Consider the following 26,690-nt stretch of genomic DNA (forward strand, 5'->3'; position numbering starts at 1 on the left):
TGGGGGGTCACCGGGCCCGAGAGGTGTCGTCGGAGACGCTGATGAGAGGTCCGGCCACCGTCCGGTCCGGCGCAATGCCGGACAGCTCGCGGCGGGAGATCTGCATAACGTGGATGCCCGCGTACGACACCGATGCCCGAGGCAAGACAGAGTCAACTCCGCTGAGGGGTGCAATGTTCGACACCGGCAACGTGGGCGTCTTCCTTGGCATGGACGTCGGCAAGAGCGCCCACCACGGGCACGGACTCACCCCGGCCGACAAGAGGGTCTTCGACAAGGCCATGCCCCACAGTGAGCCGAAACTGCGGGCCGTCTTCGACAAACTGATCGCGACGTTCGGCACCGTGCTGGTGATCGTGGACCAGCCTGTTTCGATCGGCGCCCTCCCGCTCACGGTCGCCCGGAACGCCGGTTGCACGGTCGCCTAACTGATCGTTTCAGAATGAAGTTCGGAGTCGCCTCAAGCAGAGGATGCTGCAGTCGAGTTGGAGCAATCCGAGGTGGAGGTCGGCGCGTATCTCGTAGCGGATCCGCAGTCGTTTGAACTGATGCAGCCAGGCGAAGGTCCGCTCCACGACCCAGCGGGTTTTTCCCAGTCCGGATCCGTGGTCGCTGCCTTTGCGGGCGATCTTCGGTGTGATGCCACGGGCCCGGAGAAGGCGGCGGTACTTGTCGTAGTCGTAGCCGCGGTCGGCAAACAGCCGGCCTGGTCGGTGACGTGGTCGGCCGCGCACTCCGCGGATACGGGGTATCGCGTCCAGCAAGGGCATCAACTGAGTGACATCGTGACGATTCCCACTGGTCAACGAGACGATCAGCGGAGTGCCATGCCGGTCGACGATCAAGTGGTGCTTGCTGCCCGGCCGAGCCCGGTCGACCGGCGAAGGTCCGGTGTGAGCCCCCTCTGAGCGCCCGGACGTGCGAACCGTCGATCGCGGCGTCGTCCATGTCCAGTAGACCCGCAGCCCGCAGTTCCGCCAGCAGCACCTCATGCAACTGCGGCCAGACGCCGGCCTCGGTCCAGTCCCGCAGACGCCGCCAGGCCGTCACCGCACTGCAGCCCACTTGTACCTCCGGAACGTCCCGCCAGCTCACGCTCTTGGACAAGACGTAGACGATGCCCCGCAATGCAGCCCGGTCATCTGCGGGCAACCGACCGGGATACCGATGCCGCCTGGGGGGGGACGAGGAGGCAACAGTGGAGCCACTCGCTCCCACAGGTCATCAGGCACAAGATCAGCGGACACACACCGCATCCTGCCGACACAACCTCCGCCCGCCAAGCCCACAACGAACTTCATTCTGAAACGATCAGTTAGCGCTGCGGCAGCAGCGACGCTCGATATGGCGGTCTCATACCGCACGTACCGTCATGTGCGGCCAAAGGTGAAGGCACGGCTGTCGCGCACAGGGGTGGGGACGCGTAGCCGGAAGTCCGGCAACACCGCGGTCGTGACGGTGTCTGCGTTGGTCGAGCGGCGCACCGACCACCGGTCACAGCCCCGAGGTGTCGTGCGGTTCGATGAGGCCGTGGTGGTGGGCGAACCGGACGGTGTGGACGCGGTCCCGGAGTCCGAGCTTGGCGAGGACGCGTGAGACATGGGTCTTGACGGTCTGTTCGCCGACGTACAGCTGGTCGCCGATCTCGGCGTTCGAGAATCCCCTGGCCACGAGCAGGAACACCTCATGTTCGCGCGCAGTGAGACGTTCGAGGCCCGGCGCCCGGTCACGCGCGGGGAGAGCCGGTGCGAGGGCGTCGGCCAGCCGGGGCGCGAGGCGGCTGGTGATGGAGGGATCCAGGTAGGTGTCGCCGCGAGCCGCGACGCGGATCGCGGTCACGAGTTCGTCGGGCGGCAGGCTTTTGAGAACGAAGCCGGCGACCCCCGCCGACAGCGCCGAACGCAGGTAGTCGTCGGTGCCGAACGAGGTGAGCAGGATGATCTTCACGTCCCGGTGTCCCGCGGCCCGGATGCGGCGTGCGGTGGCGAGCCCGTCGAGTCCGGGCATGCGGACGTCCAGGACGGCGAGGTCGGGCGTTAGGGACGTAACGGCCTCGACGGCGCTGTGTCCGTCGCCGACGTCAGCGACGCATTCCATGTCCGGCTGTGCGTCGAGCACGGCCCGGAAGCCGGAGCGGAACATGGCGTGGTCGTCGGCGATCACGATGCGCAGCGTCACCGGGCACCTGCCAGCGGGATCGTCACGCTCGATTGCCAGTAGTCCCCGTCCGGGGTGACGCCGAAGGTCCCTGACCCGCCCAGCGCCTCCGCCCGCTTGCGCATGCCGCGCAGGCCGAGCCCGGACCCCGACGGTGAGGATGCGCGCGGTGCGTCCGCTGCCGGGGAGGCGACACGGTTGCGGGCGGTAAGGGCCACGCAGCCGTCCAGGCAGTCGAGTTCGACCCGCGCTGCCCGCCCGTCCCCGTGCCGGAGAACGTTCGTCATCATCTCCTGTGCCACCCGGTACACCGTGATGTCGACTTCCTTCGTGAGGGGCGGCGGTGAGCAGTACACGACGAACGTGACGTGCAGACCCGAGGCGCGCAGGTTGGTGAACAGCTCCGGCAGCATCGTGACTCCGGGCTGGTCGGTGGAGTCGCCGCCGTCGTGCAGCAGGGACAGCAGCCGCCGAAGGTCCGTCATGGCCGCCTGGCCTGACTGCTGTACCGCGGCGAGCGAGGTGTGCACCGGGCTCTCCTTGGGGACGGCCGTCCCGGTGAGATTCAGCCGGGCCGCCGTCGTGTGGACACCGATCGCGCCGACGTGGTGGGAGATGACGTCGTGCAGCTCGACCGCGATCGTCTCGCGTTCCTTCGTCACCGCGGCGGCGATCTCGGCCTCCGCATCGCGCAGCGTCGCCTCCCGCTGGCGGCGCAGCTCCTCCACATGTTCCTTACGGGCGGTGGTGTAACGGCCCACCAGCCACGGCAGCAGGGTGTTGGCGGCGACGATACCGAGCAACGTCACCGGAGCGGTGAGCCCGGTGATGACCACCGAAGCCAGGATTCCAACGCACACCGTGATCAGCGCGGCGGCGGAGGACCGGCCGCGCAGCCAGGCGCCGGCCCGGTAGGAGCTGACCAGTTGGCCGGCTGTGCTCGGGTTGCGTCCCGGCGGCATCACGAACGCCAGGGCGACACCCACCGCCGCGTGCGTGACGGCGACCCAGCCGGAGAATCTCGGTGCGGTCGCGAGCGCGACGTCGGCGGCGATGATCACGGCCAGCAGGACGGGCGTCCACGGGCCCGGATCAGGGCCCCGCGTAAGGCAGTTCAGGCCGTCGACGGCGGCGCACATCAGCGCGACCGACACGGCCTGGCGGGCCAGCGACCTCTGCGCGTCGCGCGCTGTCGGTCGGGCCGTCCACCGGCGGATCCGTCCAGCCGAGGCCAGGTACACAGTGCGGGACATCCGGCCATTGTGCCGGGGCGGAAGCGGTCCGGCGTCACTCTCCGGAGGGACGGACGATCACCGCCCGGTGTGACGCTTCGACACCCGCGCACCCCTAGCTTGTCCGGCATGCGTTCTTCCCCTCACCGCCGTCGCTCCCTCGTCGCGGCGGGCATCGCCGCCGCGCTGCTCGTGCTGGCCGCCGTCATCGTGTGGCCGGACTCCACCCTCCGCGTCCCGCAGGGCGCCGCGCCGGACTCGCTGACCATGACACCGTGCTCCTACGACACCGAGGACGGCTCCGTGGCCGCCGACTGCGGGACTCTCGTGGTGGCGGAGAACCGGCGCGACTCCGGCTCCCGGCTGATCGCCCTGCCGGTTGTACGGATCCGGGCGGCCTCGAAGCCGGCCGGTGAGCCCGTCTTCCGGTTCGGTGGCGGGCCGGGACAGTCCAACATGGACTTCCCGCAGGCAGGCCGCCTGACAAAGAATCACGACGTCGTGCTGGTGGGCTACCGCGGCGTCGACGGCTCGTCCCGCCTGGACTGCGACGAAGTGACGAACGCGCTCCAGTCGTCGGCGGACATGACCGGCGGGCAGAACCTGCCACACACCCGCCAGGCCTTCGAGCGGTGCGCCGACCGGCTGCAGCGCACCGGCGTCGACCTGACCGGCTACTCGGCGGTCCAGCGCGTCGAGGACATGGAGTCGGCGCGCAAAGCGCTCGGCTACCGGCGGATCAACCTGCTCAGCTCCAGTGCCGGCACCCGGACCGCGATGATCTACGCATGGCGCCACCCCGACGCACTCCGGCGCTCGGCGATGATCTCGGTCAACCCGCCCGGACACCTGTACTGGGACCCCCGCATCACCGACACACAGTTCGAGCAGTACGCCGACCTCTGCCGGGCCGACCGCGCCTGCGACGCGAAGACCTCCGACCTCGCCGCCACCATCCGGTCCCGGGTCGCCGACATGCCCAGCAGGTGGGGGCCCTTCAGGATCAAGAAGACGAACGTCAGCATCCTGAGCCAGTACTCCATGCACATGAACGGTGAGGGCTCGGCACCCGGCAACGCGCCCACGGTGATCGACGCCTACCTCGACGGCGGACCCGGCGCGATGTGGGCCATGTCGGTGCTGGCGGATGTCACACTGCCGAGCTCCACGGTGTGGGGAGAGCTCGCCTCCTTCGCCATGATCGACGCGCCCGCCATGCGGACCTACTACGGCCGGGGCGGTGATCACGGATCGATCCTGGGCAATTCCTCCACCGATTTCCTCTGGGGCGGCCCGGACGGATTCTCCACCGTGTGGCCGGACAGCCCGGACAACGCCGAATACCGCACCGTGCGCCCCAGTTCCGTGGAGACCTTGCTGATCGGCGGCGAACTCGACTTCTCCACACCGCCGGTCAACGCCACTAAGGAGCTACTGCCCTCACTGAGCCGGGGGAGCGAGGTGGTCGTACCCGGCATCGGACACACCGCCGACTTCTGGCAGCAGCAGCCGGAGGCGGGCACGCACCTGCTCACCAGTTTCTACGACTCCGGTCGCGTCGACAGCTCGCGATTCGAGCGCCGTCCGGTCGACTTCACCGCCGTCCCGATGAGCATGTCGCTGATCGCCGGTCTTCTGCTCGCCGGTGTGACCGGTGTGCCGCTGCTCGGTCTGCTTGCGCTGGTGCTGCTGGCCCGCCGACGCCGCGGCCGGGGCGCGCCTGGCCGCCCGGCTGGCCGCTGGATCCGGCTGCTCGGCACGGCACCCCTGGGTCTCGCCGGCTGGCTCCTGGGCGCCCTGTTCGCCTGGATCTGCGCTCCGCAGTGGTTCCTCACCAGCCTCGCGGTGGTGGTGCCCGGCACCGGGCTGCTGGTCGGCCTGGGGGTGTACCTGGCCCGGCCGGACGAAGACCCGGACGGCTCGAAGCGGACCACCACACCGGTGCTCGTCCTTCTCGGCGCCTGGCTGGGCGCACTGCTGGGCGCGCTGGCGGGCAGCGGGCTGCTGATACCCGCGACCGCGGTCCTCGGTGCCGTCGTCGGAGCCAACGCGATCCTCGCGATCCGCACCCTGCGGCGCCGCTCCCCGCTCGCCGCCACAGCTGTCAGCGGATGATACGGCCAGCATCTCCACAGCCTGCCGGACCGGTGTACCGGGACGCGGGTCAGCGACGCCGGCCCCTCCCGTAGGCGCGGCATCCGGACCCGCCGTGGGCCGGGCAGGACACCCTGCCCGGCCCACGCTGCCTTCCCGGCTGTCGGACGGTTCCCGCGACGCGGGTGCCTCGCGCCCCAGGACAGGCTCCCCGAAGTGGAGCGTGCGACATCAGTCGCGTGGTGGTCACGCGACAGGAACAGCGAGAGGTCCGAGCAGTGTGCGATCGCCGCCGGAGCCGTGCTCCAGAGCGGCCACGACGTCCTCATGCGCGATCCCCGTGCAGACTGCACCGACCTGGTCCAGATGTCGACAGTCCTGGTCGCCGAGGTCGAGTCGGAGCGGTTGCAGGTACTCCTCCCCCACTGATTCAGTCGGCGAGGGCCGACCCGCCGCCGTCACGGCGCCCCCCATTACCGTCTTCGTAGCCCCGCAACGGGGTTACCGGCCTTGGGAGTTGACATGACTACCTCCCCTTGTCGAGTGCATGGCCCGGGGGGGTGGTGTCACCAGCTCCGAAGGCACTCACAGAGCGCTGATTAGGGGCATGGCCATCGACGTTTTCCCACGTCGGGAGGCTCTTCGTAATGTGGATGTGGCGATCAGTACCGTGGCAGGCCGGGTGAACAGCACCGAAGGAACCACGACGTGATCGACACCAGCGACATCGACGTCTACCTCGGACTGGACGTCGGCAAGGGCGAACACCACGCCACCGCACTCACCCCGGCCGGGAAGAAGACCTTCGACAAGCAGCTGCCCAACAGCGAACCCAAGCCCCGCGAGGTCTTCACCAGGCTGCAGGCCAAACACGGCACCGTCCTCGTGGTCGTCGACCAGGTGGCCTCGATCGGAGCCCTGCCCCTGGCAGTCGCCCGGGACCTGGGCTGCCACGTCGCCTACCTGCCCGGCCTGACGATGCTGCGGATCGCCGGCCTCTGTCCCGGCGAGGCCAAGACCGACGCGAAAGACGCGTTCGTCATCGCCGACGCTGCCCGGGCGATGCCGCACACGCTTCGCTCGGTCGACCTCGACGACGAGACCATCGCCGAGCTCCAGATGATCGTCGGCTTCGACGACGACCTCGCCGCCGAGGCGAATCGCCTCTCCAACGGGCTGCGGGCCCTGTTCACCCAGATCCACCCGCACCTGGAACGAGTCATCGGCCCGCCATGCAGCACCCGGCCGTCCTCAGAATCCTGGACCAGTTCGGCTCGCCGGCACAGATCCGCAAGGCCGGACGCCGACGACTCATCGCTCTGATCCGCCCGAAGGCACCCCGCATGGCCGAACGTCTGATCAACGACGTCTTCACCGCGCTCGACGAGCAGACCGTCGTCGTCCCGGGCACGAACGCCGCCGCGCTGATCGTCCCCAGTCTCGCCAACTCACACCAGGCGCTGCTCGACCAGCGCAAACTCCTGGCACACCGCATCGAGGAACTGCTGGAGGCCCACCTTCTTTCCAAGGTCCTGACGTCCATGCTGTCGGCGTACACAGTTACGTGGCCCTGGCAAGATTTCCGTGAAACGGGGCCGTGCCTCTATGCGCCGGTGACGCTTCGTCACGGGCGCGGGTGGCGCCGAAGGCCCGGACGGCGCGCCCGAGGTCCAACTGAGCCTCTCGTAGCCCCGGTCCGCAGGCGTCCGGGCGGCCGGCCGGGGTAGACGGCTGACCGGCCCGCCCATCGGCGCGGCCAAACTCAGGAGAGGACACGATCAGCGTGAGCGACGCCGAGCACCGGAAGCAGACCCCCGACGGAGCGGCCGAACTCCTGGTTCGCTGCCTGGAGAACGAGGGCGTCGAGGTGGTGTTCGGCGTACCCGGCGAGGAGAACATCCGTTTCACCAACGCCCTCGCCCGCTCGGAGAAGATCCGCTACGTTCTCACCCGGCACGAGCAGGCCGCGTCTTTCATGGCGGAGATGCACGGCCGGCTCACCGGCTCGGCGGGTGTGATGTCCGCGACGCTGGGGCCCGGCGCGATCAACCTGATGCTGGGCGTCGCCGACGCCATGACGAACAGCACGCCCGTTGTCGCGATCACCGCGCAGGTCGGCAAGGAGCGCAATTACAAGGAGTCCCACCAGTTCGTGGACCTGGTGAGCATGTTCGCCCCGGTCACGAAGTGGTCGGCTGAGGTTCCGGCTACCCAGGCCATCCCCGAGATGGTGCGGCGCGCGTTCAAGACCGCGGAGTCCGAGCGACCCGGCGCCGTCTACCTCGCCGTGCCCGAGGACATCGACGAGGCGACGGACGGCTCGGACCTGCGCCCGCTGCGCAGGAACGTCGTGCAGCCCGAGGCACCGTCCCCGAAGCAGATCAAGCGGGCGGTGGAGCTGCTGCGGCAGGCCCGCCGGCCGGTGATCCTCGCCGGACACGGCGCGGCGCGCGGCGGCGCCGAGGAGTCGCTGGCGGCGTTCGCCACCGCACTCGACGTGTCGACGGCGACCACCTTCCACGGCAAGGGCGTCCTGCCCGACGACCACCCGTGCGCGACCGGCACGTTCGGCTTCATGCGGCGCGACTACACCAACTTCGGGTTCGAGGAGGCCGACGTCGTCATCGCCGTCGGCTACGAGTTGCAGGAGTTCGACCCGTCCCGGATAAACCCGGACGGTGACAAGAAGATCGTCCACATCCACCGCGTCCCGGCAGAGGTGGACGACAGCTACTCGGTCGACGTCGGCATCATCGGCGACATCTCCGCCTCCCTTGATGCCCTCGCCACCGAACTCGACGGCCTGCGCTGGACCATCGACGACGAGGACACCACGGCCACCCGCACGCTGCTGGCCAAGGAACTCGAGCAGGGCGCCGCGGACGAGCGCTACCCGCTCGCCCCGCAGCGCGTCATCGCCGACACCCGCGCCGCGCTCGGTCGCGACGACATCGTGCTGGTCGACACCGGCGCGCTGAAGATGTGGATGGCCCGGCTCTACCCGACGTACGCGCCGAACACCTGTCTCATCTCCAACGGCTTGTCCACCATGGGCTTCTCGCTGCCCGGCGCACTTGCGGTTCAGCTCGCCAGGCCGCAGACGAAGGTGCTGGCGGCGGTCGGCGACGGCTCGTTCCTCATGCACTCCCAGGAGATCGAGACGGCGGTTCGCGAGAATATCCCGCTGACCGTGTTGATCTGGGAGGACAACGGCTACGGGCTCATCAAGTGGAAGATGGACCTGGAGGTCGGGGAACACTCCAACACCGACTTCGGCAACCCGGACATCGTCCAGTACGCCCGCAGCTTCGGCGCGAAGGGCTACGCCATCGAGTCCGCTGGGGACCTGCTGCCGACGCTCCGTGAGGCACTGGCGGACCCGGGCGTGTCGATCATCAACTGCCCGGTGGACTACGCCGAGAACATGAACCTCATCGAGCGCCTCGGGCACCTCGACTCGGCGCTCTGAGCCGCCCGTGGCGCGGCCCGCCCCCGTACGGGCCGCGCGGCGGCCCTCCCGCAGGGGCGGTGCCCTCAGGTCTGCGGCATCGCGTGGCAATTCCGCGGCGCGGGGTAGATGGCCACCGTGAGGTCCGGCCAGTCGAGGAGAGGAACTTTTGTCATGCGTGCTCGGAGCATAGGTGCGGCAGCCGCCACGGGGTTGGGGCTGCTGGCCGCCCGCGACCTCGTGCAGAAGAAGCACGCACTGCTGAGGAACTACCCCCTGGTGGGACACGCCAGGTATGTGCTGGAGACGATCGGCCCCGAGCTTCGGCAGTACATCGTGACGTCCAACGACGAGGAGCGTCCCTTCAGCCGTGACCAGCGCAGCTGGATCTACGCGTCGGCGAAGGGGGAGAACAACTACTTCGGGTTCGGCACCGACAATGACATCGAGCACGTGCAGGGTCATGCATACGTGAAGCAGCGTACGTTCGCCGGTGCGCTGCCCGATCTGAGCGACCCGAAGGCGGCGTTGCCCTCGGCCAAGGTCCTCGGCGGACCGCGCGGCCGCGCGAAGGCATTCCGCCCGGCGAGCGTCATCAACATCTCGGCGATGAGCTTCGGCTCGCTGTCCGGCGCGGCCGTCACTGCACTCAACAAGGGCGCGGCGCTGGCCGGGACGATGCAGAACACCGGCGAGGGCGGCCTGTCGCCCTACCACCTCAACGGCGGGGACCTCGTCCTCCAGATCGGCACGTCGTACTTCGGCTGCCGCAACGAGGACGGGACGTTCAACCTCGACAAGCTCAAGTCCATGGTCGCGGGCGCGCCCGTCAAGGCGATCGAGATCAAACTCTCGCAGGGCGCGAAGCCGGGGCTCGGCGGCATGCTCCCGGGCGCAAAGGTGACCGACGAGATTGCCGGGATCCGCGACATTCCCGCAGGCAAGGACTGCGCTTCGCCGTCGCGACACACCGCGTTCCACGACGTGGACTCGATGCTCGACTTCGTGGAACTCTTGGCCACAGAGACCGGATTGCCGGTCGGGATCAAGAGCGCCATCGGGGAGATGGACTTCTGGGAGGAACTCGCCACCCTGATGGAGCAGGGCGAGCGAGGGGTCGACTTCGTGACCGTCGACGGTGGCGAGGGCGGCACCGGGGCGGCTCCCCTGATCTTCGCCGACTCTGTGTCCCTGCCGTTCCGCATAGGCTTCTCCCGCGTCTACGGCGTGTTCGCCGAGCGGGGCCTGACCGACGACATCACCTTCATCGGCTCCGGCAAGCTCGGCCTGCCCGAGAACGCCATCGTCGCGTTCGCCCTCGGCGTCGACATGATCAACGTGGGCCGTGAGGCGATGCTCTCCATCGGCTGCATCCAGGCCCAGAAGTGCCACACCGACAAGTGCCCCACCGGCATCGCCACCCAGAACCCGCGGCTGGCGCGCGGCATCCACGCGCCCTCGAAGGGCAACCGGGCCGCGATGTACCTGCGCACCCTGCGCAGGGAGTTGCTCAAGGTCTCGGGCGCCGTCGGTGTCCCCCACCCGTCGCTCATCACCCCCACCGACATAGACATCCTGAACGGCCACTACGACGCCCGCAGCCTGGGGAGTGTGTACGGCTACAAGGACGGCTGGGGCTCGCTCGGCCCGAAACTCGCCCATGAGATCGCCGAACTGCTCACCACCTGAGCCAGCTACTCGGCCACCTGACTTCAACCGTCATGCCCTGCGCAGCGGCAGGAGCGCCCCCGGGCGCCCGGGGCCGGGATCAGCACATGGACTACGAGGTCTTCCTCGTCTCCCGTATCCACGAGGAGTGGACACGCACCAAGGACCCTGCGCGATCCGTGCGGGAAGGGCTCGCCTCCACCGGCAAGGTCATCACCGCGGCAGCGGCCATCATGATGTTTCGTCTTCGGCGCGTTCGTCCTCAGCGACGACCGCATGCTTCAGCAGTTCGGCCTCGGCCTGGCCGTCGCCATCCTCCTGGACGCCGTGGTCATCCGATGCCTCATCGTCCCCGCCGTCATGCAGATGCTCGGCACATGGGCCTGGTGGCTCCCTGCCCCGCTGGCCCGAAAACTGCCCAAGGTCTCCATCGAACACCCCGAACACGGCTGACCTCGCCCAGAAGCGGCGCGGGGTCACGCAGCACACCGTGGCCCCGCGCGGGCTGGAGGAACACGTCGGGATGGACCCTGTCCAACTAGGACGGCCACACCGTCACCTTGCGCCACTACCGCCTCGGCTGCCATGAGTCCGTCAAGATCCACAGCGGTGCGTGCGGCATCAAGTCGCCCTTGTGGTGGCGCCATGGCCACTTGTACCCAGCTTCAACGACAGCGGCTGGCAGTAAGACCAGGGACACGGCGCCATCCGGCGATCGGACCGCTCGTGACCACGAACGCCATCACGTCCACCGCCCGGCCGGGCCGAACGCGACCTGGGCCGTGTTCCTGATGTGTGAACTGCGCTGGCCAGCAACGTAATTCGCGCTCGTGAGGAGCGTCGGCGCGACAGGGCCTAGGTCCAGGCGACGGCCACCACGACCGCGGCGGCCGTGAAGGTGCCCACACCGTAGAACGCCCACGCCTTCCGGTTGCGCATGCCCACCAGCGCGACCGCGGCCACCAGAGCGTCCAGGGCCAGCTTCACCCACATCTTCGCGTCGATCACCGGCAGGTCCAGTGACATGCGCGTCCATATCAGCCCGGCACCCGTGACCAGCTGGACACCCGCGCTGGAGACCATGTAGCCGCCTGTCACCGGGTCCTTGCCCCGCAGTTGGTAGAACAGCCCGCCCAGGATCGCGGCGAAGCCGAAGAGGTGAAAGACGAGAAACACATACCGAAGGGTCTCCATGCCAGTGACCTTCCTACAGCGAGCGGACGAGAGGAAGAACCTTGATCAAGGCTTCCGAGCAGGGGACGGGACAGCCGCCCGACCTGTGACATACCTGAGGCAAAAGGCGGGGTGATGTGCGTCACTTCGCACCGTGTCACAGGCGTGGGGCTGCCTCGTCCCAGGGGTTGGCCGCAGACCGACCCCGAGGAGCACACGATGGACGCACGGCTGAACCCCTTCGCCGAGACGAACGCCGGCACGTCCTCAAGCACGTCATGGCGGCAGGACGGGCACTGAAGAAGGAGACGGAACTGCCCGCAGCGGTGCCGGAACTGGTGGCACTGCGGGTGAGCCAGATCAACGGCTGCGCGGCCTGCACCGACATGCACACCAAAAAAAACGCCGCCACAGCCGGAGAGAACACGGTGCGGCTGAACCTGGTCGCGACCTGGCCCGAGGCGACCGTTTTCATCGCGGGCGAACGCGCGGCGCTGGCCCTGGCGGAGCAGGGCACCCGGATCGCCGACGCGGCCACCGGCGTCGACGACGAGCAGCAGCTCACCGCCCTCGTGATGCTGATGCGCAGGTGGCCTGATAGACCTCGGCGAAGTGCAGTTGGTTGGCGTCTGGGAGCCGGTCGGGGGCGGCTGGTCCGGCGGCTTGGGTGATGAGGTGCTGGGTGAGGTGGCCGGCCCAGATGAGGGTGGTGGTGAGGCGGCCGTGGCTCATCGGGCCGGGAGTGGTGCGGTGGCCGGTGAGGACACCAGCGGTGATGAGGCCGATGCCCAGCGGGAACGCGAACATCGCGTGCACGCCCAGGTCCAGGGCGGGGGCGGGCAGGCCGGGCCAGCGGGCCGGATCGAGGGCGGCCAGGTCAGGGACGAGGACTGCGGCCCCGTGCCGGGCCGCGTCCGGGCCGGGGCCCTGCTCCCGGGTCAGCCGCAGGTCCTCCAAGGCGGCGGTGCGTCCACCGAAGGACTGCACCAGATGACCGGTCCCGCCGATGGGGACCGGGAGGAAGGCCAGCCCGTCCAGGCCCAGCAACCGGCAAAGATCCGCCAGGGGCAACGGGGGCAGACCGGGGCCGCGGTGCGCGTCCAGAACACGCAGCAGTGAGACGACGGTCGGATCCGGTACTGGCATCGCAACACCCCATCCCCCTACGGCGAGGGCGGCCGGGCGGTAGCTCAGTGTTCGGGGTCCTCCAGCGTGAGCACGGCGGTGCCGTCCAGGACCTGGCGGGCCACGTCGGCGAGTTCGAGCCCGTACCGGAGGGCGTGAACGCTCATTTTGTCGAACGCCCTGTTCAGGCTGGTGCGGTGACGCTGGGCGAGGTAGCCCTTGGCCTGCTCGATGACGACCCTGGAGTCCACAGCGTCCCGGATATGCGTGAATACTTTGGAAGGCTCGTATACGGCTCGCTGCTGGACGATACCGAGGGTGGCGATGTTCGCCAGCGCCTGCGCCAGACGCAACTGGCTTCCGTCCAGCGCGCCGGAGCGGTCCCGGAAGAGGTTGAGAGCCCCGATCACGCGGCCCCGCCATGGCAGCGGGGCGGCGAACACCGAAATGAAGCCCAGCTGCCGGGCCCGCGGCGCAAAGCGCGGCCAGCGCCGGTCGGTGGCTTCGGTGTCCAGGCGGACATCGCAGATCGGCGCCCGCGTGTAATAGCAGTCGTGGCAGGGACCCTCGTCCCATTCGACGCCGGACAGCTCCAAGTCCCGAGTGCGGCCGTCCGAGGCAGCGACGTCCACGACCTGGCCATGCGGAGTTCCCAGCAGCACCCCGGCCGCCGCCACGTCCAGCAGGTCCACGCAGTGCTCGGTGAGCGTGTACAGGAAACTGATCACATCGAAATCCCGCACCAGGGCGCCGGAAAGTTGAGCGAACACGACAGCGAACCGCTCCTCACGCGGCAGTTCAGACATGTCGGCCACAACGCCCCCTTTCCCCTGAGTGCGCACCGCGTCCGATGTGGGCACCCCACCCCCGTATCGAACCTGTGGAACGGAAGGCGGCACGAAGGGGAAGCGGCCGCTCAGGGCCGGAGCACATCTTTGCTGACGACAAAGCCGCTGCCCCCTTCACAAGTGATCGCCGAACACCGGCATCAAGAGCATGCTCACAGTGCTGAAGACACCCACGGAACTGCCCTCCACGCTAGCGCGAACAGCCGTCACCGAGGGGCAGGGTCGGACACCCCGATGAACTGTCCGGCCATGACCGGCATCAAGGGCGCTTTCCATACTCCGGCTACGCGCGGCCGGGACTGGAACACGAAAGGGGCCCTTTGGCGCCTTAGCGCGCAAAGAGCCCCTCCACCCGGGCTGTCTGCCCAACCCGGACCAGGAGCCCGACACAGGAAAACGCGGCCACCATTGAACGCCACACCACGTGCCTAATACAACAACCTCCCGAGACAGCGTCCACCCCGATCGGCACCCGGCGGACCGGACAGCCGGGACCCCCGCCACTGACGAGCACCGGCCGGCGCGCCCCGGACCGGACAACAGCGATCCGACATCCACACAGGACGTGCACTGGGGTGAACTTGCCCGCGGCGCGGGCCTGTTCCAGCGCCGTTGCCCCGGGCAGGGCGCCGGGCTTGCGCACCAGGGCCTTCAGGTAGTGGTCGCGCTCCAGCCGGACGGCGCCCTTGGCGACCAGGCGCTCGTGGCGGGCGACCTCCATGCGGCCGTCGTAGATGTTCACTTCGCAGGCGTGCAGCAAGACCCGCACCCGCTGTCCGATCAGCCGTACCGGTACCGAGTCTGACGGCCGGCACAGGCTTCCTCGGCCAACTCCACGCTGAGGGGTTCAAAAGCTTGGACACCTGCCGCCCTTTGACCACCGGGGTGGCCGCGAAAGTGGTGCTTGGTGGTGTGCCGCCGCGTTCCGAGGCGGTCTCACGCGTCCGGCCAGCGAGACGCGCGCGTGGGGTGAGGGCCCGGCAATGGGAGGCCGGGCCCTCAGAGACTGCGCAGCCGGTACGGGGGATGCCGGCTGCGCGCTACCTCGTCAACGGCCCGCGCCTCCGACAGACACGTCGTCGCTGAGTGGAATGGTGGAGTCGTGCTGATGCAGGAGATCGCACAACTGCGTACGGCGCTGGAGAGACGGCCCGTCATCGACATGGCCCGGGGCGTGCTGATGGCCCTGTGGTCCTGCTCCGCAGACGACGCCTGGGAGGTCCTGGTGAACGTGTCGCAGCACTCCAACACCAAGCTGTACGACATCGCCGAGGCGTCCTCGCCACCGTTCGCGGCGAGCCGCTGCCCGTACCTCTGCAACCACATCTGGCCACCGCAAGCGACCGGTTGCACGCACACTGACGGGCACGGACCGGGTCGGCCGCCGTGCAGTCACGCTGCCCAGAAACCTTCTGTCAGCGATCGACGTCCGGTGACGCCGACGCTCGACGACCATAGTCGTACCGGCTTGTTGACCCCGTCACTGGGGAGGTTCCCCATGGCCAGGCGGACTGGATCTTCGCCTCGACCAGAACCAGCGTGCGGCCCCGGTGACCAGCTCCTCCTACCGCGGCGCGTTACGGGTGCCGACCTGCGTTTCCTCAAGCGCTTACCCCATCCCACGGACTACCGCAGAGTCTGCTCACTCTCGCCAGCGACATGATCGGGCCGCACCCCGGAAGCGTCGAAACACGGTCAGGTCACCAACAACCACTGGCCAGCACTTACGTGTAAGCACCTTTCAATACAGGTCCTCACTGCGGGTCAAGCAGTTGGACATGCGCCTGACGTACGGCGGGCGGAAGCGCCACGTCCGCCTCGACCCGCGTGCACCACGCTCACGGGCGGCCGCCTCTCGCCCACTCCTGCCAGAAGCGGCGCCCTGGAGGTGTCCACATCGACCAGCACCCTGCTGAACATCGTTGCAGCGTGCTCCCATGAGGGAGACGCCACGGGCCGTCGCTCGTCGAAGCGATATGGTGACGCGCCCTCAGCTCAGAAGAAGTGCTTGCGTCCACCGACGGCGCGGCCGGTCGCACCCAGGATCCACAGGACGGCGCCCACCAGAATGAGGATGCCGCCGATCGTTGTCAGCAGTCCCATGCCAACAAGCAAGCCGATGAGCAGCAGAATAAGCCCAAGAATGATCATTGTAATTTCCTGTCGTCAGGTCCGACTCGGACGCGTTGGTGTATGAGCTGCACAGCGGCTCACGTTCGCGTTGACTGGTCGGTTCCGGCTTCGAATCACACCAGGACCTCGGTGCGATAGCCCTTGTGCCCGGCGACACGGCATCCACGCGCGTCCTCGAAAAATTCGTCAGAGGGATTTTGGTGCGTTCAGTTGTCCGGCGGAGGACGCGCCGCTTTGCCTCTCCCACCGCCTGCGCCTGTGCCCTGGGTGCAACGGAAAAGCTCCCCGTACCCCTGCAGGAGCATCAGGCCGCCGCCGTCGCACAGCTGCGGCACGCGTAGGGCTGGTTCACCAGGACGGCCGACCTACGCTGCGCTCGGCAACCCCTGCCAGGCCGATGACTGTCAGGTCTGTGCCCCATGCCCCGGGCGCGCGGCACGGCTGTGACCGTACTATCGGGTGATCTCGTGGGGGAGGTCGACATGGGCAGGCAGCGTCCCGGCACACCGACGCTGGAGGAAGTCGCAGCGCTCGCCGGAGTCGGACGGGGGACCGTCTCCCGGGTCATCAACAACGCGGCAGGAGTGCGCCGTTCGACCCGCGTGGCCGTGGAGCGCGCCATCACCGAGCTGGGGTACGTACCCAATCTGGCCGCCCGTTCCCTGGCCGGACGGCGTGCAGACGCCGTTGCTCTGGTCATGACGGAGCCGGACTGGCGGCAGTTCGGTGAGCCCTTCTTCTCGGCCGTCGTCGGCGCCGTCGGCGACGCGTTGACCGACACCGGCGTGCAACTCCTGCTCACCCTGGTCCGTACGGACGTCGAGCGGCGGCACTTCGTCGAATACGCGCGCGGCGGCCGTGTCGACGGTGTCCTGCTGATGTCCGTGCACGCCGAGGACCCGTTGCCCGACATGCTGTCCGAAGCGGGCCTGCCCACCGTCCTGTTGGGGCGTCGCTCCGGCGACGAAGCCGTCACCTACGTCGACGCGGACAACGTGGGCGGGGCCCGCAGCGCGGTCGCGCACCTGGTGCGCACAGGCCGCACGGCCATCGGGACCATCACTGGGCCACCCGACATGTACGTCGCCCGGAGCCGCTTGCGCGGTTACCGCGAGGGGCTTGAACGCGCGGGCCTGGAGATCAGGCCGTCCCGGATCATCGAGGGTGACTTTACGCAGGAGAGCGGACGCCGCGCGACCGCCGAACTCATCGCCAGGGCGCCGGAGGTGGACGCCGTGCTCGCCGCGTCGGACACGATGGCCGCGGGCGCGCTGGAGGCGCTGCGTGCGGCGGGGCGCCGGGTGCCGCAGGACGTCGCCGTGATCGGCTTCGACGACTTCCCGCTGGCCCAGCACACCGAGCCCCGGCTGACGACCGTCCGCCAGCCCATGGAGGAGATGGGCCGCACGATGGTCCAGCTGCTGTTCGACGTCATGCGGGACACCTCCGGCGCATGGCGCCACGTGATCCTCCGTACGGAGCTGGTGGAGCGCGCCTCGACCTGACGGAAGGTTCCGGGAGCGCTCCCAGCCGCTGTCCGGTCGTGTGGATCACCGTCGTTGAACTGTTGGTTTCGAGACTTCTCCGAGCAGTCGACGCACACAGGGTTGTCAGGGACATGCACGACTTCTACAGTTCTGTGCCACCAGCGATCTGGGAGCGCTCCCATCCTTGGGCAGAGGTGATCACGCTCCCCCGGCCCGGTCATTCGCACTCTCCCCGAGAGGCCCCCCATGCGACCGACACCGCGTCAGACCCACGCTCGACACAGCCTGTTGCCCACGCTCATCACGGTTCTCGCCTCCCTCACCATGCTGCTTTCCGGGACGGCACAGGCGCACGCGGACACCACGATCTGCGAGCAGTACGGAACGGCCACGATCCAGAACCGATACGTCGTCCAGAACAACCGCTGGGGCACCAGTGCCACCCAGTGCATCAGCGTGAGCGATTCCGGCTTCCGATTCACCCAGGCGGACGGTGCGGTACCGACCAACGGAGCCCCGAAGTCGTACCCCTCGCTCTTCAACGGCTGCCACTACACCAGGTGCTCGCCGGGAACCAGCCTCCCGGCGAGGATCGACACCGTCTCGGCGGCCCCCAGCAGCATCTCGTACGGCTACGTCGACAACGCCACCTACAACGCCTCGTACGACATCTGGCTGGACCCGACGCCCCGCACCGACGGCGTGAACCAGACCGAGATCATGATCTGGTTCAACCGGGTGGGTCCGATCCAGCCGATCGGTTCGCCGGTCGGTACGGCCTCCGTGGGCGGCCGTACCTGGGAGGTGTGGAGCGGCAGCAACGGCGCCAACGACGTGCTGTCCTTCGTCGCCCCGTCGGCGATCAGCAGCTGGAGCTTCGACGTCATGGACTTCGTCGACCAGGCGGTCGTCCGCGGACTCGCCCGGTCCGACTGGTACCTGACGAGCGTCCAGGCGGGCTTCGAGCCCTGGCAGGGCGGTGCAGGGCTGGCCGTGAACTCCTTCTCCTCCACCGTCTCCACGGGCGGCAGCACGCCGGGGGACCCCGCTGATCCGGCGGCGTGCACGGTGTCCTACACCGCCACTGTCTGGTCCGGCGGCTTCACGGCGAACGTCACCGTCGGCAACAACGGCCCGGTTCCGGTCGAGGACTGGCGGCTGGACTTCACCCAGCCCTCCGGCCAGCGGATCACCAGTGCCTGGAACGCCACCGTCGCCCCGGACTCGGGAGCGGTAACCGCGCGTCCGCTCGCCCACACCAAGCGGATCGCCGCAGGGGGCAGCCAGTCGTTCGGCTTCCAGGGCACGTATACCGGCGCCTTCGCGAAACCGGCCGGGTTCACGCTGAACGGCACGGCCTGCGCCACCGCGTGACGCCCGGCGGCGGCCGTCGTCGGCCGACCGGTCCGGACAGGTTCGGGCACTCGCACTCTTAGGTCAAGAAGGCCCAGGACAGCCGAGTACAGCCAAAGACTCGCAAGGGCACGCAAGGACACTCAACGACAGGTGAATCCATGTCATTACCTGTGTCGCTACGTACGAAGCTCGTCTCCCTCGGGGCGGTGATGGCCGCCCTCCTGGGCGCCCTCGGCCTCACGATCCTCGGCCAGGACAAGGCCGAGGCCCACGGCGTGGCCATGATGCCGGGGTCGCGCACCTACCTCTGCCAGCTGGACGCCATCACCGGTACCGGCGCCCTCGATCCGACCAATCCGGCGTGCCGCGCCGCCCTCAACCAGAGCGGCGCCACGGCGCTGTACAACTGGTTCGCGGTGCTGGACTCCAACGCCGGTGGACGCGGCGCGGGTTACGTTCCGGACGGCAAGCTGTGCAGCGCCGGCGACCGGTCGCCGTACGACTTCGCCGCCTACAACGCAGCCCGTGCGGACTGGCCGCGGACGCACCTGACGTCCGGGGCCACCATGCGGGTCAAGTACAGCAACTGGGCAGCGCACCCGGGCGACTTCCGGGTCTACGTCTCCAAGCCCGGCTGGTCGCCTACCTCTTCACTGGGCTGGGGCGACCTGGATCTGGTCCAAACGGTCACCAACCCGTCGCAGCAGGGCTCGGCCGGAACCAACGGAGGCCATTACTACTGGGACCTCAGGCTGCCCTCGGGGCGTTCCGGCAATGCGGTGATCTTCATACAGTGGGTCCGTTCGGACAGCCAGGAGAACTTCTTCTCCTGCTCCGATGTCGTCTTCGACGGCGGCAACGGCGAGGTCACCGGCATCCGTGACGGCAGCAGTACGCCGACTCCGGAACCGACGACCCCGGCCCCCGACCCGACGCACACCGGTTCCTGCATGGCCGTCTACGAGGTGGTCAACTCCTGGAGCGGTGGCTTCCAGGGCTCGGTCCAGGTCATGAACCACGGGACGCAGCCGCTCGACGGCTGGGCGGTCCGCTGGAAACCCGGCACCGGCACGAAGATCAACAGTGTGTGGAACGGCTCGATGAGCACGGCCTCGGACGGCACGGTCACGGTCCGCAACGCCGACCACAACCGCACCGTGGCTGCCGACGGCAGCACCACGCTGGGCTTCACGGCATCCTCGACGGGCAACGACCTCCCCGCCGGCTCCATCGTCTGCGTGGACCCGTGAGCCACGGGTCCGGCGGTCGCTGACCAGCCGGAGGAGGAGCGCGAAGGCCGCGAAGGTTCACCCTCCCCCGCGTCCGGCGCGCACGAGTCGGCATCCGCATCCACATCCACATCCACCGGCGGCCGTGATCCGGCGGCGGATTCGGATCCGCCGCCAGATGACGACGCCGGGGAGGTGTCGACTTTCGTCGCTCGCAGCAACGACAAGAGGCGGATGCCGACACGGGAGGCCGAATGTCTATCGTCACCGGGTGGACACAGCACAGACCCTTGCCTCCGACCGGTCTCTCCGTTCTCTCCGCTCTCTCGTCGACCGGCTCCTCGCGGCCTCTCCGTGGTCTCGCGGACGGGTCGCCGGGGAGACCGTGCTCGCCGTCACGCTCGCCACGGCCGCGTGGACCTTCGACGGGAACCCCGGTTTCGGGGCGCGCTCCCTCGCGTGGGCGCTGGCGGAGGCCGTCCTGTCACTGGCACGGCGCTCCCTGCCGGCGACGGTGCTCGTTCTCTCCTCAACCCTGGCCGGGGTCCTGGCCGGGGCGACGCCCCTGCTGATGTGCGCGAGCTGGTCGGCGGGCAGCCGCATCGTACGTCCATGGCGAACCCTGGCCGCGTATGCCGCCGGACTCCTCCTGCACATGGCGCTTTCCGCCAGGACGGCGGCCAGCGAGGAGGTCACGCTGTCGCCGCTGACGACGGCACTTCTGTCGGCGAGCAGCTTCGTGGCCCTCGCGGTGGTCCCGGGCCTCGCCTCCCGCTACCGCGCGCAGCGTCACGCGCTCCTGGCCGCCCTGCGCCGGCACAACGCCCAACTCCTGCGCGAGCAGGCGATGGTGGCACGTGAGGCCCGGCTGCTCGAACGGCAGCGCATCGCCCAGGACATGCACGACAGCCTCGGCCACCAGCTCGCCCTGATCGCGGTCCACACCGGCGCCCTGGAAGTCGATCCGGAGCTGGGCGACCGGCAGCGGGAGGGGGTCGGCATCCTGCGGGAGGCCTCCCGGTCGGCCATGCGCGAACTGCGGGAGGCAGTGGGCATCCTGCGCGATGACGCCGAGGTACCGGGCGACCGGGGCACGGACCCCTCGGACACGCACCCGACGGCCCGCGTGGCAGCCGCCGTCGACGCTCTCGTGGAGTCGTCGCGGGCCGCCGGCGCAGATGTCGCGCTGCACCGCTCGGGCGGCGTACGCCCCCTCGCGCCCGCCGCCGACCACGCGGCTTACCGCCTGGTCCAGGAGGGACTCACCAACGCGCACAAGCACGCGCCAGGCGCGTCCATCACCGTGTCGCTGCGCTATGAACCGGACAGCCTGGTGGTAGAGGTGGCCAACGGGCCGGTGTCGGCGCCGACGCCCACGCCGGCTGCCGTCAGCGGCGGCCACGGCCTCCCGGGCCTGCGGGAGCGGGCCCGGCTGGTGGGCGGCATGGTGCACACGGGCACCACCTCCGACGGGGGCTTCCGGCTGGCCGGCGTACTGCCCTACAGCGGGGGCGAAACGACGTCCGACGCACGCACCGCGACCTCCGTCGACGGCGCCTACGACTTTCGGGGGCAGTGGCGCGGGAGTGCCGGGAACGACGATGGAGCGATCATCGACCGTGCAGTTCAGCAAGGGGAGCTCACCGCCATCATGAGCAGCAAGAGGAACGTCGCCCTCGGATGCGCCGTCACCGCCGTCGCCCTGATCGTGGGGGTCATCGCCCTCGGGACGTGGGGACTGACGGCCCTGTGGGACGAGTTCGAGAGCGGCACGATATCGGCCGACACCTACGAGTCAGTGAAAGTCGGAGACACCGAGAGCGACGTGAGGTCCCGGCTGCCCGAGGGCAGTTCCCTGCTCAGCGACGGCCAGGACAAGCACGGTCCGCCGCTGCCCGAGGGCGCGACGTGCAGCCACTACCTCGACGCGGAGGACGACATCGTCTACCGGTTCTGTTTCCGTGCGGGGAAACTGGTACAGAAGGAAACCTTCGAGGACGAGCTCTGACCAGCGGCACTCGACCCTCCTCCGGCCGGATCGGGCATGATGACGGGGCTCCACCAACCGTTCGTCACACCGACACCGCCGCAGGAGGCCGCGTGATCCGGGTCCTCGTCGCCGACGACGAGCCGCTCATCAGGGCCGGCATCAGAATGATCCTCACCTCGGCCGACGACATCGACGTGGTCGCCGAAGCCTGCGACGGCCGGGAGGCGGTGGACATCGCGCGGAGCACCGCGGTCGACGTGGCCCTGCTGGACATCCAGATGCCGGTGCTGGACGGGCTGACCGCGCTGGCCGAACTCGGCCGGGCGGCACCGCACGTGCGCGCACTGATCCTCACGACCTTCGGTGAGCGCGACAACGTCCTGCGGGCACTGGGTCACGGCGGCGCCGGTTTTCTGCTCAAGGACTCCGCTCCTCAGGAGTTGATCCACGCCGTCCGCGCGGCCGCGACCGGCAACGCCTACCTCTCCCCCGCGGCCGCCCGCCACGTCGTGGACTCCCTCGCCTCACCCGCGGCCGCTGCCCGCGGCGAGCAGGCCCGCCGCCGTCTGGCCGGGCTGACCGCGCGGGAGCGCGAGGTACTGGCCCTGCTGGGTGAGGGCCTTTCCAACGCGGACATGGGGGTGCGTCTGCACATGAGCGAGGCGACGGTGAAGACGTACGTCAGCCGTATCCTCACGAAGCTGGACTGCAGGAACCGGGTCCAGGCCGCGCTGCTGTCCCGCGACGCGGGTCTGGAAGCGGACCGGGGTCACTGATCCGCGCACGACGGTGCGGTTGTCCCGGCTCCGCAGCCAAGTGCTCGTGGTGCAGCGCTCGTGCCGCTCCCTTCGGTCGGCCCGCGGGGTGTCATGCAGCGGGTGGTTCGGCGCCGCACGGGCAGGACATCACGTCAACGACAACGAGGACCCGGCCGGGATCGTCCGCTACTGGCAGGAGCGCGTAGTTTCTGGAAGCCACTTCTTCATCAGCCATTTCCGCTCCGGCGACAACCGCAGACCACCGACGCCGAACGTGTTCTGCAGAAGACCTTCGGTCGTGGTCGATGGCGCACGGACGAAGAGATCGAGCGTCTTTTGGATGGACTCGAACTGCTCCCCCAGAAATCGTTCCGGCTTCCCATTGGCGTCCGGAAGTCACCAAGAACCAGTTCGATGAGAACGGCGAACGAGAGCTCACCGTCTGGGAACGCCTCATTGCCGCAGGAATCGCCCGTAAGACCTGATGGGCTGGATGGGTGGGCTTGCCGGACTCTGAAGTCACTGGATGCGCTCGCGGCGGGATCGCGTCAGGAGGTGGGATCGTGGCGTCGGAGCCGGCCTCAAACCAGGGCTTGCAGGACGAGCGCGGTGGCTGTGGTCAGCACGGCGGTCGGCAGAATGACTGCTCGCGCGCGGTCGAGGAAGCGCTCGACGACGGGCGTCGGACGTGGTTGCCGCAAGGCCGTCCGGCGTGTGTCCGCAGTCGTCTCGGTCTCGCGGGCCGTCATCTGTATGTCGGACATGGCGGGGCCCGGCGAATCCGCTCTTTTCTCACTCATCTGCCCCGGGTGTCCCCCCGAGGGTCTCCGTAACGTCCAGTCGCCGGTATGAGTTCGTTCTGCTACCTGAGCGTTATCAGAGTCAGGAATGCGGGCCGCGGCCCGCGCGGCTCGTCGCCTTCGCGGCGGGCAGGAGCCGCCCGGGGGACACCTCCGTCACGAGCCGGTCCCGTATACCGACGACGATCCGACGCCGGGGGGGGCGGTGGCCGAACGTGTCGGCGCATGCCTCACCCTGCGCCTGGCCGGCGCCCTACGCCGTGCTCACTTGCGCGTCCAGGCACGGATCTCCGCGGCAGCGCTGCGTACGTCGAGGGCATCACGGTCGATGCGTTCGGCAAGGTCGGCGGCTGTCTTCGCGGTGACGGTAACGAACAGACCCGAAGCACTGAGATAGGAGGCGGCGACCACTGCGGCGAACAGCTTGTTACGCGCCTCCAGGGCAGGCACACGCACCAGTTGGTGCATGAGGGCCGCGGCCCGGTGATGCGGTTCGGCATAGACGTAGACGTCCATGACCTTGTCAGCATGCCGGGCGACGGCGGCCTGCAGGCTGCCGAAGTCGGTGACCTCCGGATCGTCGGGCAGACTGCGGTGGGCCAGATCGAGGAGCCAGGCCCGGTCGATGTGGACGATCACGCGGCCTGGCCGTTCCTGTGTGCGGGCGCGGCTCCCTGGGCGTCGGTGCCGAACCGGTCGTCGAAGTGATCGGCCCACTCGCCGGCGAAATGGTCGGCGGCGGTCAGAAAACGGTGACGCAGGTCGTTGGCCTCGTCGGCAAGGAGCTGACGGGCGTACTCGTTGATTTCCATACCGACCGCGGCCGCGCGTTCCTCGATGCCGGCGTATACGGATTCTTCGACGCGCACGTTGATCTGTTTCTTCGCCATACGACCACTGTAGCAAGCTGTACAGGCCGCTACAGACGACGAGGCCGGTACCCGGGGAGGGCGTCACCCGGGGAGGGCGATGCCCGCTCCTCATCCTCTGCGTCGGCGGGATCATCGGCAGCGCCGTCGACTGGTCCCTGTGGGGCAGCAACATTGACGACGTCGTGCTCGTCTACGGCTTCGGAGCAACCACCCCGGCCGTGGCGCGGGCCAGCCAGCTCGTTCTCACCCCGGGCAGGCACGTGGCCGTCGTCGTCATCACGGTCGTCGTCATCGCCGTGTGCAGCCGCCGAGGCTTCCGCTGGGATTTCGTCCGGCAGATCTTCGCCGGAATCAGCCTCGGCCTCGCGAAGAGCATCGTGGGCCTCACCGAAATGGCCGTCGCGCCCGCGGTGTCGCTGGCCGGCGACTACGTGGTGGGGGCTGTGAAGCGCCGCAAGGTTGATGCCGAGCCGACTGAATCCGAGGCAACGGAAGCCGTCGAGAAAGAGAGGGAGAGGGAGGAGAGCAGCGGTCGCGGCCCTCTGATCTTCCTGTCCGCGGTCATCATAGTGGGCGCCTGGCGCCTGGTCGCCGTCTTCCCCGAAGTCGCCTACATCGTCGTCGGATCCATCGGCACGATCGACGTTCAGAAGGTCAGAGCGTGGCAAGTCGCCCGCGAGAGGGGCGAGGAGGCCAACGTGTCGGAGGAGTCGACGCCGGACGTCGGCGACGGCAACGGCGTCCTCCTCACGCAGCTGCAGCTCGACCTGAAGCTACCGAACACGAAGGTTGGGAGAGCGCTCCTCGAAGCCGAAGGCATCGAGTGGAAGAGCGTCCGTACGCCCAAGGGGAACGGTCCGGGCGTACACAAGACCGCCATCCCGTCGGTCCCCTCCCCTGCCGATGACTCTCATGGGGACAGTTGTTGTTGCAGGTCAGAAGCCAACACCAACACCCCCGACCCGACCCCGAGGGGAGAGAGGTCACGTGTACAACACATCCGATCCGCCCGGGCGACCTACAACCCCAACGACAACATCAGCCGCCACGCCAAGAGGACGACATGAGCCCCATCCGTACGACCCTCGCCCGCGCCCTCGCCTACCTCGTCCTCTTCGTCGGCGTCCCCCTCGGCACCGCTGTAGCCACGACCCATCACATGCTCAACGGCACGGAGTGGACCGACCCCGAGCGGACCAAGAAGCCTCGCCCCGCGACGAAGCCCGCCCCCGAGAAGGCCGCGCCGTCGCCGAAGCCGCGCAGCTCGACCGCGCCCTGGAGGCTCGGAGAGTGCGTCACCTCCCAGCTCCAGATCATCGACTGCGCCCCCGGGGCGTTACAGGTCGTCGGCAGCATCCGTGACCCCGGTCGCCGTCCGTGCGCCGACCTGCCGGAGACCACCCAAGTCCGGCCAGCTGGCAAGTACGCGCTGTGCCTCACCGACTACTGACCGCGCGCCACCCGTCGTACATCAGGCCCCGTCGCAGACCCCTCCCGCGACGGGGCCCAGGTACGCCATCCTGTCCCCATGCCTACCGCGCTCGGGCCGGCGCATGATCCAGTCGGTGACTCGGCGGACGGTCAGATGGGGCAGCGGGGCCTCGGTCAGGATCGTCCCGGTGCGGTAGGGCCGCAGGTGGCGGCGGACGGTGTTGACGTCTCCGCAGTAACCGAGTTGCTGGATCTCCCGAGTGAGTGCGGCAGCGTTGGTGCAGCCCTCCATCCAGCGGTGATGCAAGTAAAGCCGGTAGTCGTCGACCATGCTCGGGCGGTCGGTTGCCGCGCCGAGAAGTTGGCGGACATCGGCGGCCCGGGCGAAGCGCAGGACGGTGCCGCGGCTGAGATGGAGTTCACGGGCAAAGGCTCGCAGGCTGTCGCCGCGTTCGATCCGTTCGTGGATCTGTGCATGGCGCGGCAGGCGACCCACACCTCAGGGTGCTCGCGAAGCCAGGCCGCGAAAGTGTGCGCGGTGCGGTCCGCGAGAACGTCGACGGGGCGCCTGGTGCTCATGTCGACGAGAATCGTCGCGTAGGTCCGACCGCGGCACACGGCGAACTCATCGACGCCCAGACACGGGACGGTCCGCCAGACACCGCTGGTAGTAGCAGTGCACACGCGAGGATCTCCATCCACACCCTGGACAAGCGGCCGGCCCCGCCATTGACCGCACAGTAAGCCGGACCTCGGCGTCCCCAAGAACCAATGCTTCTACCGCCGCCCCAACCCCCGGAAGAAGAAAATCGGCGAAGCGAACCACATCCCCCACACTCAGGTGATGCCCACCCACTCTTGATCGTCACCACCCCCAAATCAGCGGCAG

The 26,690-nt window shown here is 68.7% G+C and carries 24 protein-coding genes and 7 pseudogenes; 17 read left to right on the forward strand and 14 right to left on the reverse strand.

Annotated elements, in window-relative coordinates; genetic code table 11:
• Positions 1-173: 173 nt before the first annotated feature.
• Positions 174-425: pseudogene (locus tag J8N05_RS19805) on the forward strand (IS110 family transposase); the annotation flags it as partial.
• Positions 426-437: 12 nt separating this feature from the next.
• Here J8N05_RS19805 and J8N05_RS19810 read toward each other — a convergent pair.
• From J8N05_RS19810 to J8N05_RS19820, 4 genes and pseudogenes are all read right to left on the reverse strand, one after another.
• Positions 438-992 (reverse strand): IS5 family transposase, encoded by a 555-nt coding sequence (locus J8N05_RS19810; protein WP_407699919.1) that lies wholly within the window; start codon positions 990-992, stop codon positions 438-440.
• Positions 993-1,050: 58 nt separating this feature from the next.
• Positions 1,051-1,218, reverse strand: a pseudogene (locus J8N05_RS48155) (hypothetical protein); the annotation flags it as partial.
• Positions 1,219-1,494: 276 nt separating this feature from the next.
• A complete protein-coding gene (locus J8N05_RS19815; protein WP_210884610.1) occupies positions 1,495-2,178 on the reverse strand; it encodes a response regulator in 684 nt (227 codons plus the stop codon).
• Positions 2,175-3,410, reverse strand: a complete 1,236-nt coding sequence (locus tag J8N05_RS19820; protein WP_210884612.1) for a sensor histidine kinase — start codon at positions 3,408-3,410, stop codon at positions 2,175-2,177. The genes J8N05_RS19815 and J8N05_RS19820 overlap by 4 nt, the downstream gene beginning before the upstream one ends.
• A gap of 108 nt (positions 3,411-3,518) precedes the next feature.
• Here J8N05_RS19820 and J8N05_RS19825 point away from each other — a divergent pair, with 108 nt between their 5' ends.
• The 6 genes and pseudogenes from J8N05_RS19825 to J8N05_RS19850 all read left to right on the forward strand — a co-directional run.
• Entirely contained in the window at positions 3,519-5,504 is a 1,986-nt protein-coding gene (locus tag J8N05_RS19825) for an alpha/beta hydrolase (protein WP_210884614.1), read from the forward strand.
• Between the two features lie 195 nt (positions 5,505-5,699).
• Positions 5,700-5,912: a Rossmann-fold NAD(P)-binding domain-containing protein gene (locus tag J8N05_RS19830; RefSeq protein ID WP_210884616.1), complete on the forward strand. Its 213-nt coding sequence runs from the start codon at positions 5,700-5,702 to the stop codon at positions 5,910-5,912.
• A gap of 279 nt (positions 5,913-6,191) precedes the next feature.
• A pseudogene (locus J8N05_RS19835) lies at positions 6,192-7,027 on the forward strand (IS110 family transposase); the annotation flags it as partial.
• A gap of 239 nt (positions 7,028-7,266) precedes the next feature.
• Positions 7,267-8,952 (forward strand): acetolactate synthase large subunit, encoded by a 1,686-nt coding sequence (locus J8N05_RS19840; RefSeq protein WP_210884618.1) that lies wholly within the window; start codon positions 7,267-7,269, stop codon positions 8,950-8,952.
• 153 nt (positions 8,953-9,105) lie between these two features.
• Complete coding sequence (locus J8N05_RS19845) at positions 9,106-10,620, forward strand: FMN-binding glutamate synthase family protein (protein ID WP_210884620.1); 1,515 nt, start codon at positions 9,106-9,108, stop codon at positions 10,618-10,620.
• An 86-nt stretch (positions 10,621-10,706) separates the two neighbouring features.
• Positions 10,707-11,052: pseudogene (locus J8N05_RS19850) on the forward strand (MMPL family transporter); the annotation flags it as partial.
• Positions 11,053-11,454: 402 nt separating this feature from the next.
• On the opposite strand, the gene J8N05_RS19855 reads toward J8N05_RS19850, so the two are convergent.
• Positions 11,455-11,793, reverse strand: coding sequence for a hypothetical protein (locus tag J8N05_RS19855; protein ID WP_210884623.1), 339 nt, complete (start codon positions 11,791-11,793; stop codon positions 11,455-11,457).
• A gap of 198 nt (positions 11,794-11,991) precedes the next feature.
• Between J8N05_RS19855 and J8N05_RS19860 the strand changes: the two are divergent.
• Positions 11,992-12,356, forward strand: a pseudogene (locus tag J8N05_RS19860) (carboxymuconolactone decarboxylase family protein); the annotation flags it as partial.
• On the opposite strand, the gene J8N05_RS19865 reads toward J8N05_RS19860, so the two are convergent.
• The 3 genes from J8N05_RS19865 to J8N05_RS48160 all read right to left on the reverse strand — a co-directional run bounded on the left by J8N05_RS19865 (position 12,334) and on the right by J8N05_RS48160 (position 14,562).
• Positions 12,334-12,918: a hypothetical protein gene (locus J8N05_RS19865; RefSeq protein WP_210884624.1), complete on the reverse strand. Its 585-nt coding sequence runs from the start codon at positions 12,916-12,918 to the stop codon at positions 12,334-12,336. The pseudogene J8N05_RS19860 and the gene J8N05_RS19865 overlap by 23 nt on opposite strands.
• 44 nt (positions 12,919-12,962) lie before the next feature.
• Positions 12,963-13,757, reverse strand: coding sequence for a GAF domain-containing protein (locus J8N05_RS19870; protein WP_247706351.1), 795 nt, complete (start codon positions 13,755-13,757; stop codon positions 12,963-12,965).
• Between the two features lie 316 nt (positions 13,758-14,073).
• Positions 14,074-14,562 (reverse strand): Mu transposase domain-containing protein, encoded by a 489-nt coding sequence (locus tag J8N05_RS48160; RefSeq protein WP_407699974.1) that lies wholly within the window; start codon positions 14,560-14,562, stop codon positions 14,074-14,076.
• 291 nt (positions 14,563-14,853) lie between these two features.
• On the opposite strand from J8N05_RS48160, the gene J8N05_RS48165 reads away from it, so the two are divergent.
• Positions 14,854-15,408 (forward strand): ANTAR domain-containing protein, encoded by a 555-nt coding sequence (locus J8N05_RS48165; protein WP_407699975.1) that lies wholly within the window; start codon positions 14,854-14,856, stop codon positions 15,406-15,408.
• Between the two features lie 332 nt (positions 15,409-15,740).
• On the opposite strand, the gene J8N05_RS19885 is transcribed toward J8N05_RS48165, so the two are convergent.
• On the reverse strand, positions 15,741-15,896 hold the full coding sequence (locus J8N05_RS19885) for a hypothetical protein (protein WP_210884626.1): 156 nt from the start codon (positions 15,894-15,896) through the stop codon (positions 15,741-15,743).
• A gap of 464 nt (positions 15,897-16,360) precedes the next feature.
• Between J8N05_RS19885 and J8N05_RS19890 the strand changes: the two genes are divergently transcribed.
• The 6 genes and pseudogenes from J8N05_RS19890 to J8N05_RS19915 form a co-directional block, all read left to right on the forward strand.
• Positions 16,361-17,383, forward strand: a complete 1,023-nt coding sequence (locus tag J8N05_RS19890; RefSeq protein ID WP_210884628.1) for a LacI family DNA-binding transcriptional regulator — start codon at positions 16,361-16,363, stop codon at positions 17,381-17,383.
• A gap of 228 nt (positions 17,384-17,611) precedes the next feature.
• On the forward strand, positions 17,612-18,739 hold the full coding sequence (locus tag J8N05_RS19895) for a GH12 family glycosyl hydrolase domain-containing protein (protein WP_210884630.1): 1,128 nt from the start codon (positions 17,612-17,614) through the stop codon (positions 18,737-18,739).
• A 140-nt stretch (positions 18,740-18,879) separates the two neighbouring features.
• Positions 18,880-19,971, forward strand: coding sequence for a lytic polysaccharide monooxygenase (locus J8N05_RS19900; protein ID WP_383942693.1), 1,092 nt, complete (start codon positions 18,880-18,882; stop codon positions 19,969-19,971).
• Positions 19,972-20,221: 250 nt separating this feature from the next.
• Positions 20,222-21,958: a sensor histidine kinase gene (locus J8N05_RS19905; protein ID WP_247706352.1), complete on the forward strand. Its 1,737-nt coding sequence runs from the start codon at positions 20,222-20,224 to the stop codon at positions 21,956-21,958.
• Between the two features lie 92 nt (positions 21,959-22,050).
• Positions 22,051-22,716, forward strand: coding sequence for a response regulator (locus J8N05_RS19910; RefSeq protein ID WP_210884633.1), 666 nt, complete (start codon positions 22,051-22,053; stop codon positions 22,714-22,716).
• Between the two features lie 127 nt (positions 22,717-22,843).
• Positions 22,844-23,183: pseudogene (locus tag J8N05_RS19915) on the forward strand (SAM-dependent methyltransferase); the annotation flags it as partial.
• A gap of 96 nt (positions 23,184-23,279) precedes the next feature.
• Here J8N05_RS19915 and J8N05_RS19920 read toward each other — a convergent pair.
• From J8N05_RS19920 to J8N05_RS19930, 3 genes are all read right to left on the reverse strand, one after another.
• Positions 23,280-23,462, reverse strand: a complete 183-nt coding sequence (locus tag J8N05_RS19920) for a hypothetical protein (RefSeq protein ID WP_210884635.1) — start codon at positions 23,460-23,462, stop codon at positions 23,280-23,282.
• A 300-nt stretch (positions 23,463-23,762) separates the two neighbouring features.
• Positions 23,763-24,137: a fic family toxin-antitoxin system, toxin component gene (locus J8N05_RS19925; RefSeq protein WP_210884637.1), complete on the reverse strand. Its 375-nt coding sequence runs from the start codon at positions 24,135-24,137 to the stop codon at positions 23,763-23,765.
• Positions 24,134-24,388: a plasmid mobilization protein gene (locus tag J8N05_RS19930; RefSeq protein ID WP_210884639.1), complete on the reverse strand. Its 255-nt coding sequence runs from the start codon at positions 24,386-24,388 to the stop codon at positions 24,134-24,136. The genes J8N05_RS19925 and J8N05_RS19930 overlap by 4 nt, the downstream gene beginning before the upstream one ends.
• Before the next feature lie 164 nt (positions 24,389-24,552).
• Between J8N05_RS19930 and J8N05_RS19935 the strand changes: the two genes are divergently transcribed.
• The gene (locus J8N05_RS19935; RefSeq protein WP_210884641.1) at positions 24,553-25,437 is read left to right on the forward strand and encodes a hypothetical protein; all 885 of its coding nucleotides are present in this window, start codon (positions 24,553-24,555) and stop codon (positions 25,435-25,437) included.
• Positions 25,434-25,820: a hypothetical protein gene (locus tag J8N05_RS19940; RefSeq protein WP_210884642.1), complete on the forward strand. Its 387-nt coding sequence runs from the start codon at positions 25,434-25,436 to the stop codon at positions 25,818-25,820. The genes J8N05_RS19935 and J8N05_RS19940 overlap by 4 nt, the downstream gene beginning before the upstream one ends.
• A gap of 21 nt (positions 25,821-25,841) precedes the next feature.
• On the opposite strand, the gene J8N05_RS47410 is transcribed toward J8N05_RS19940, so the two are convergent.
• Both J8N05_RS47410 and J8N05_RS48170 read right to left on the reverse strand, forming a co-directional pair.
• Positions 25,842-26,297, reverse strand: coding sequence for a hypothetical protein (locus J8N05_RS47410; RefSeq protein ID WP_247706353.1), 456 nt, complete (start codon positions 26,295-26,297; stop codon positions 25,842-25,844).
• 17 nt (positions 26,298-26,314) lie between these two features.
• Positions 26,315-26,503 (reverse strand): annotated as a pseudogene (locus J8N05_RS48170) (transposase); the annotation flags it as partial.
• Between the last annotated feature and the right edge of the window lie 187 nt (positions 26,504-26,690).

This window comes from Streptomyces liliiviolaceus (assembly GCF_018070025.1).
Lineage (GTDB): Bacteria > Actinomycetota > Actinomycetes > Streptomycetales > Streptomycetaceae > Streptomyces > Streptomyces liliiviolaceus.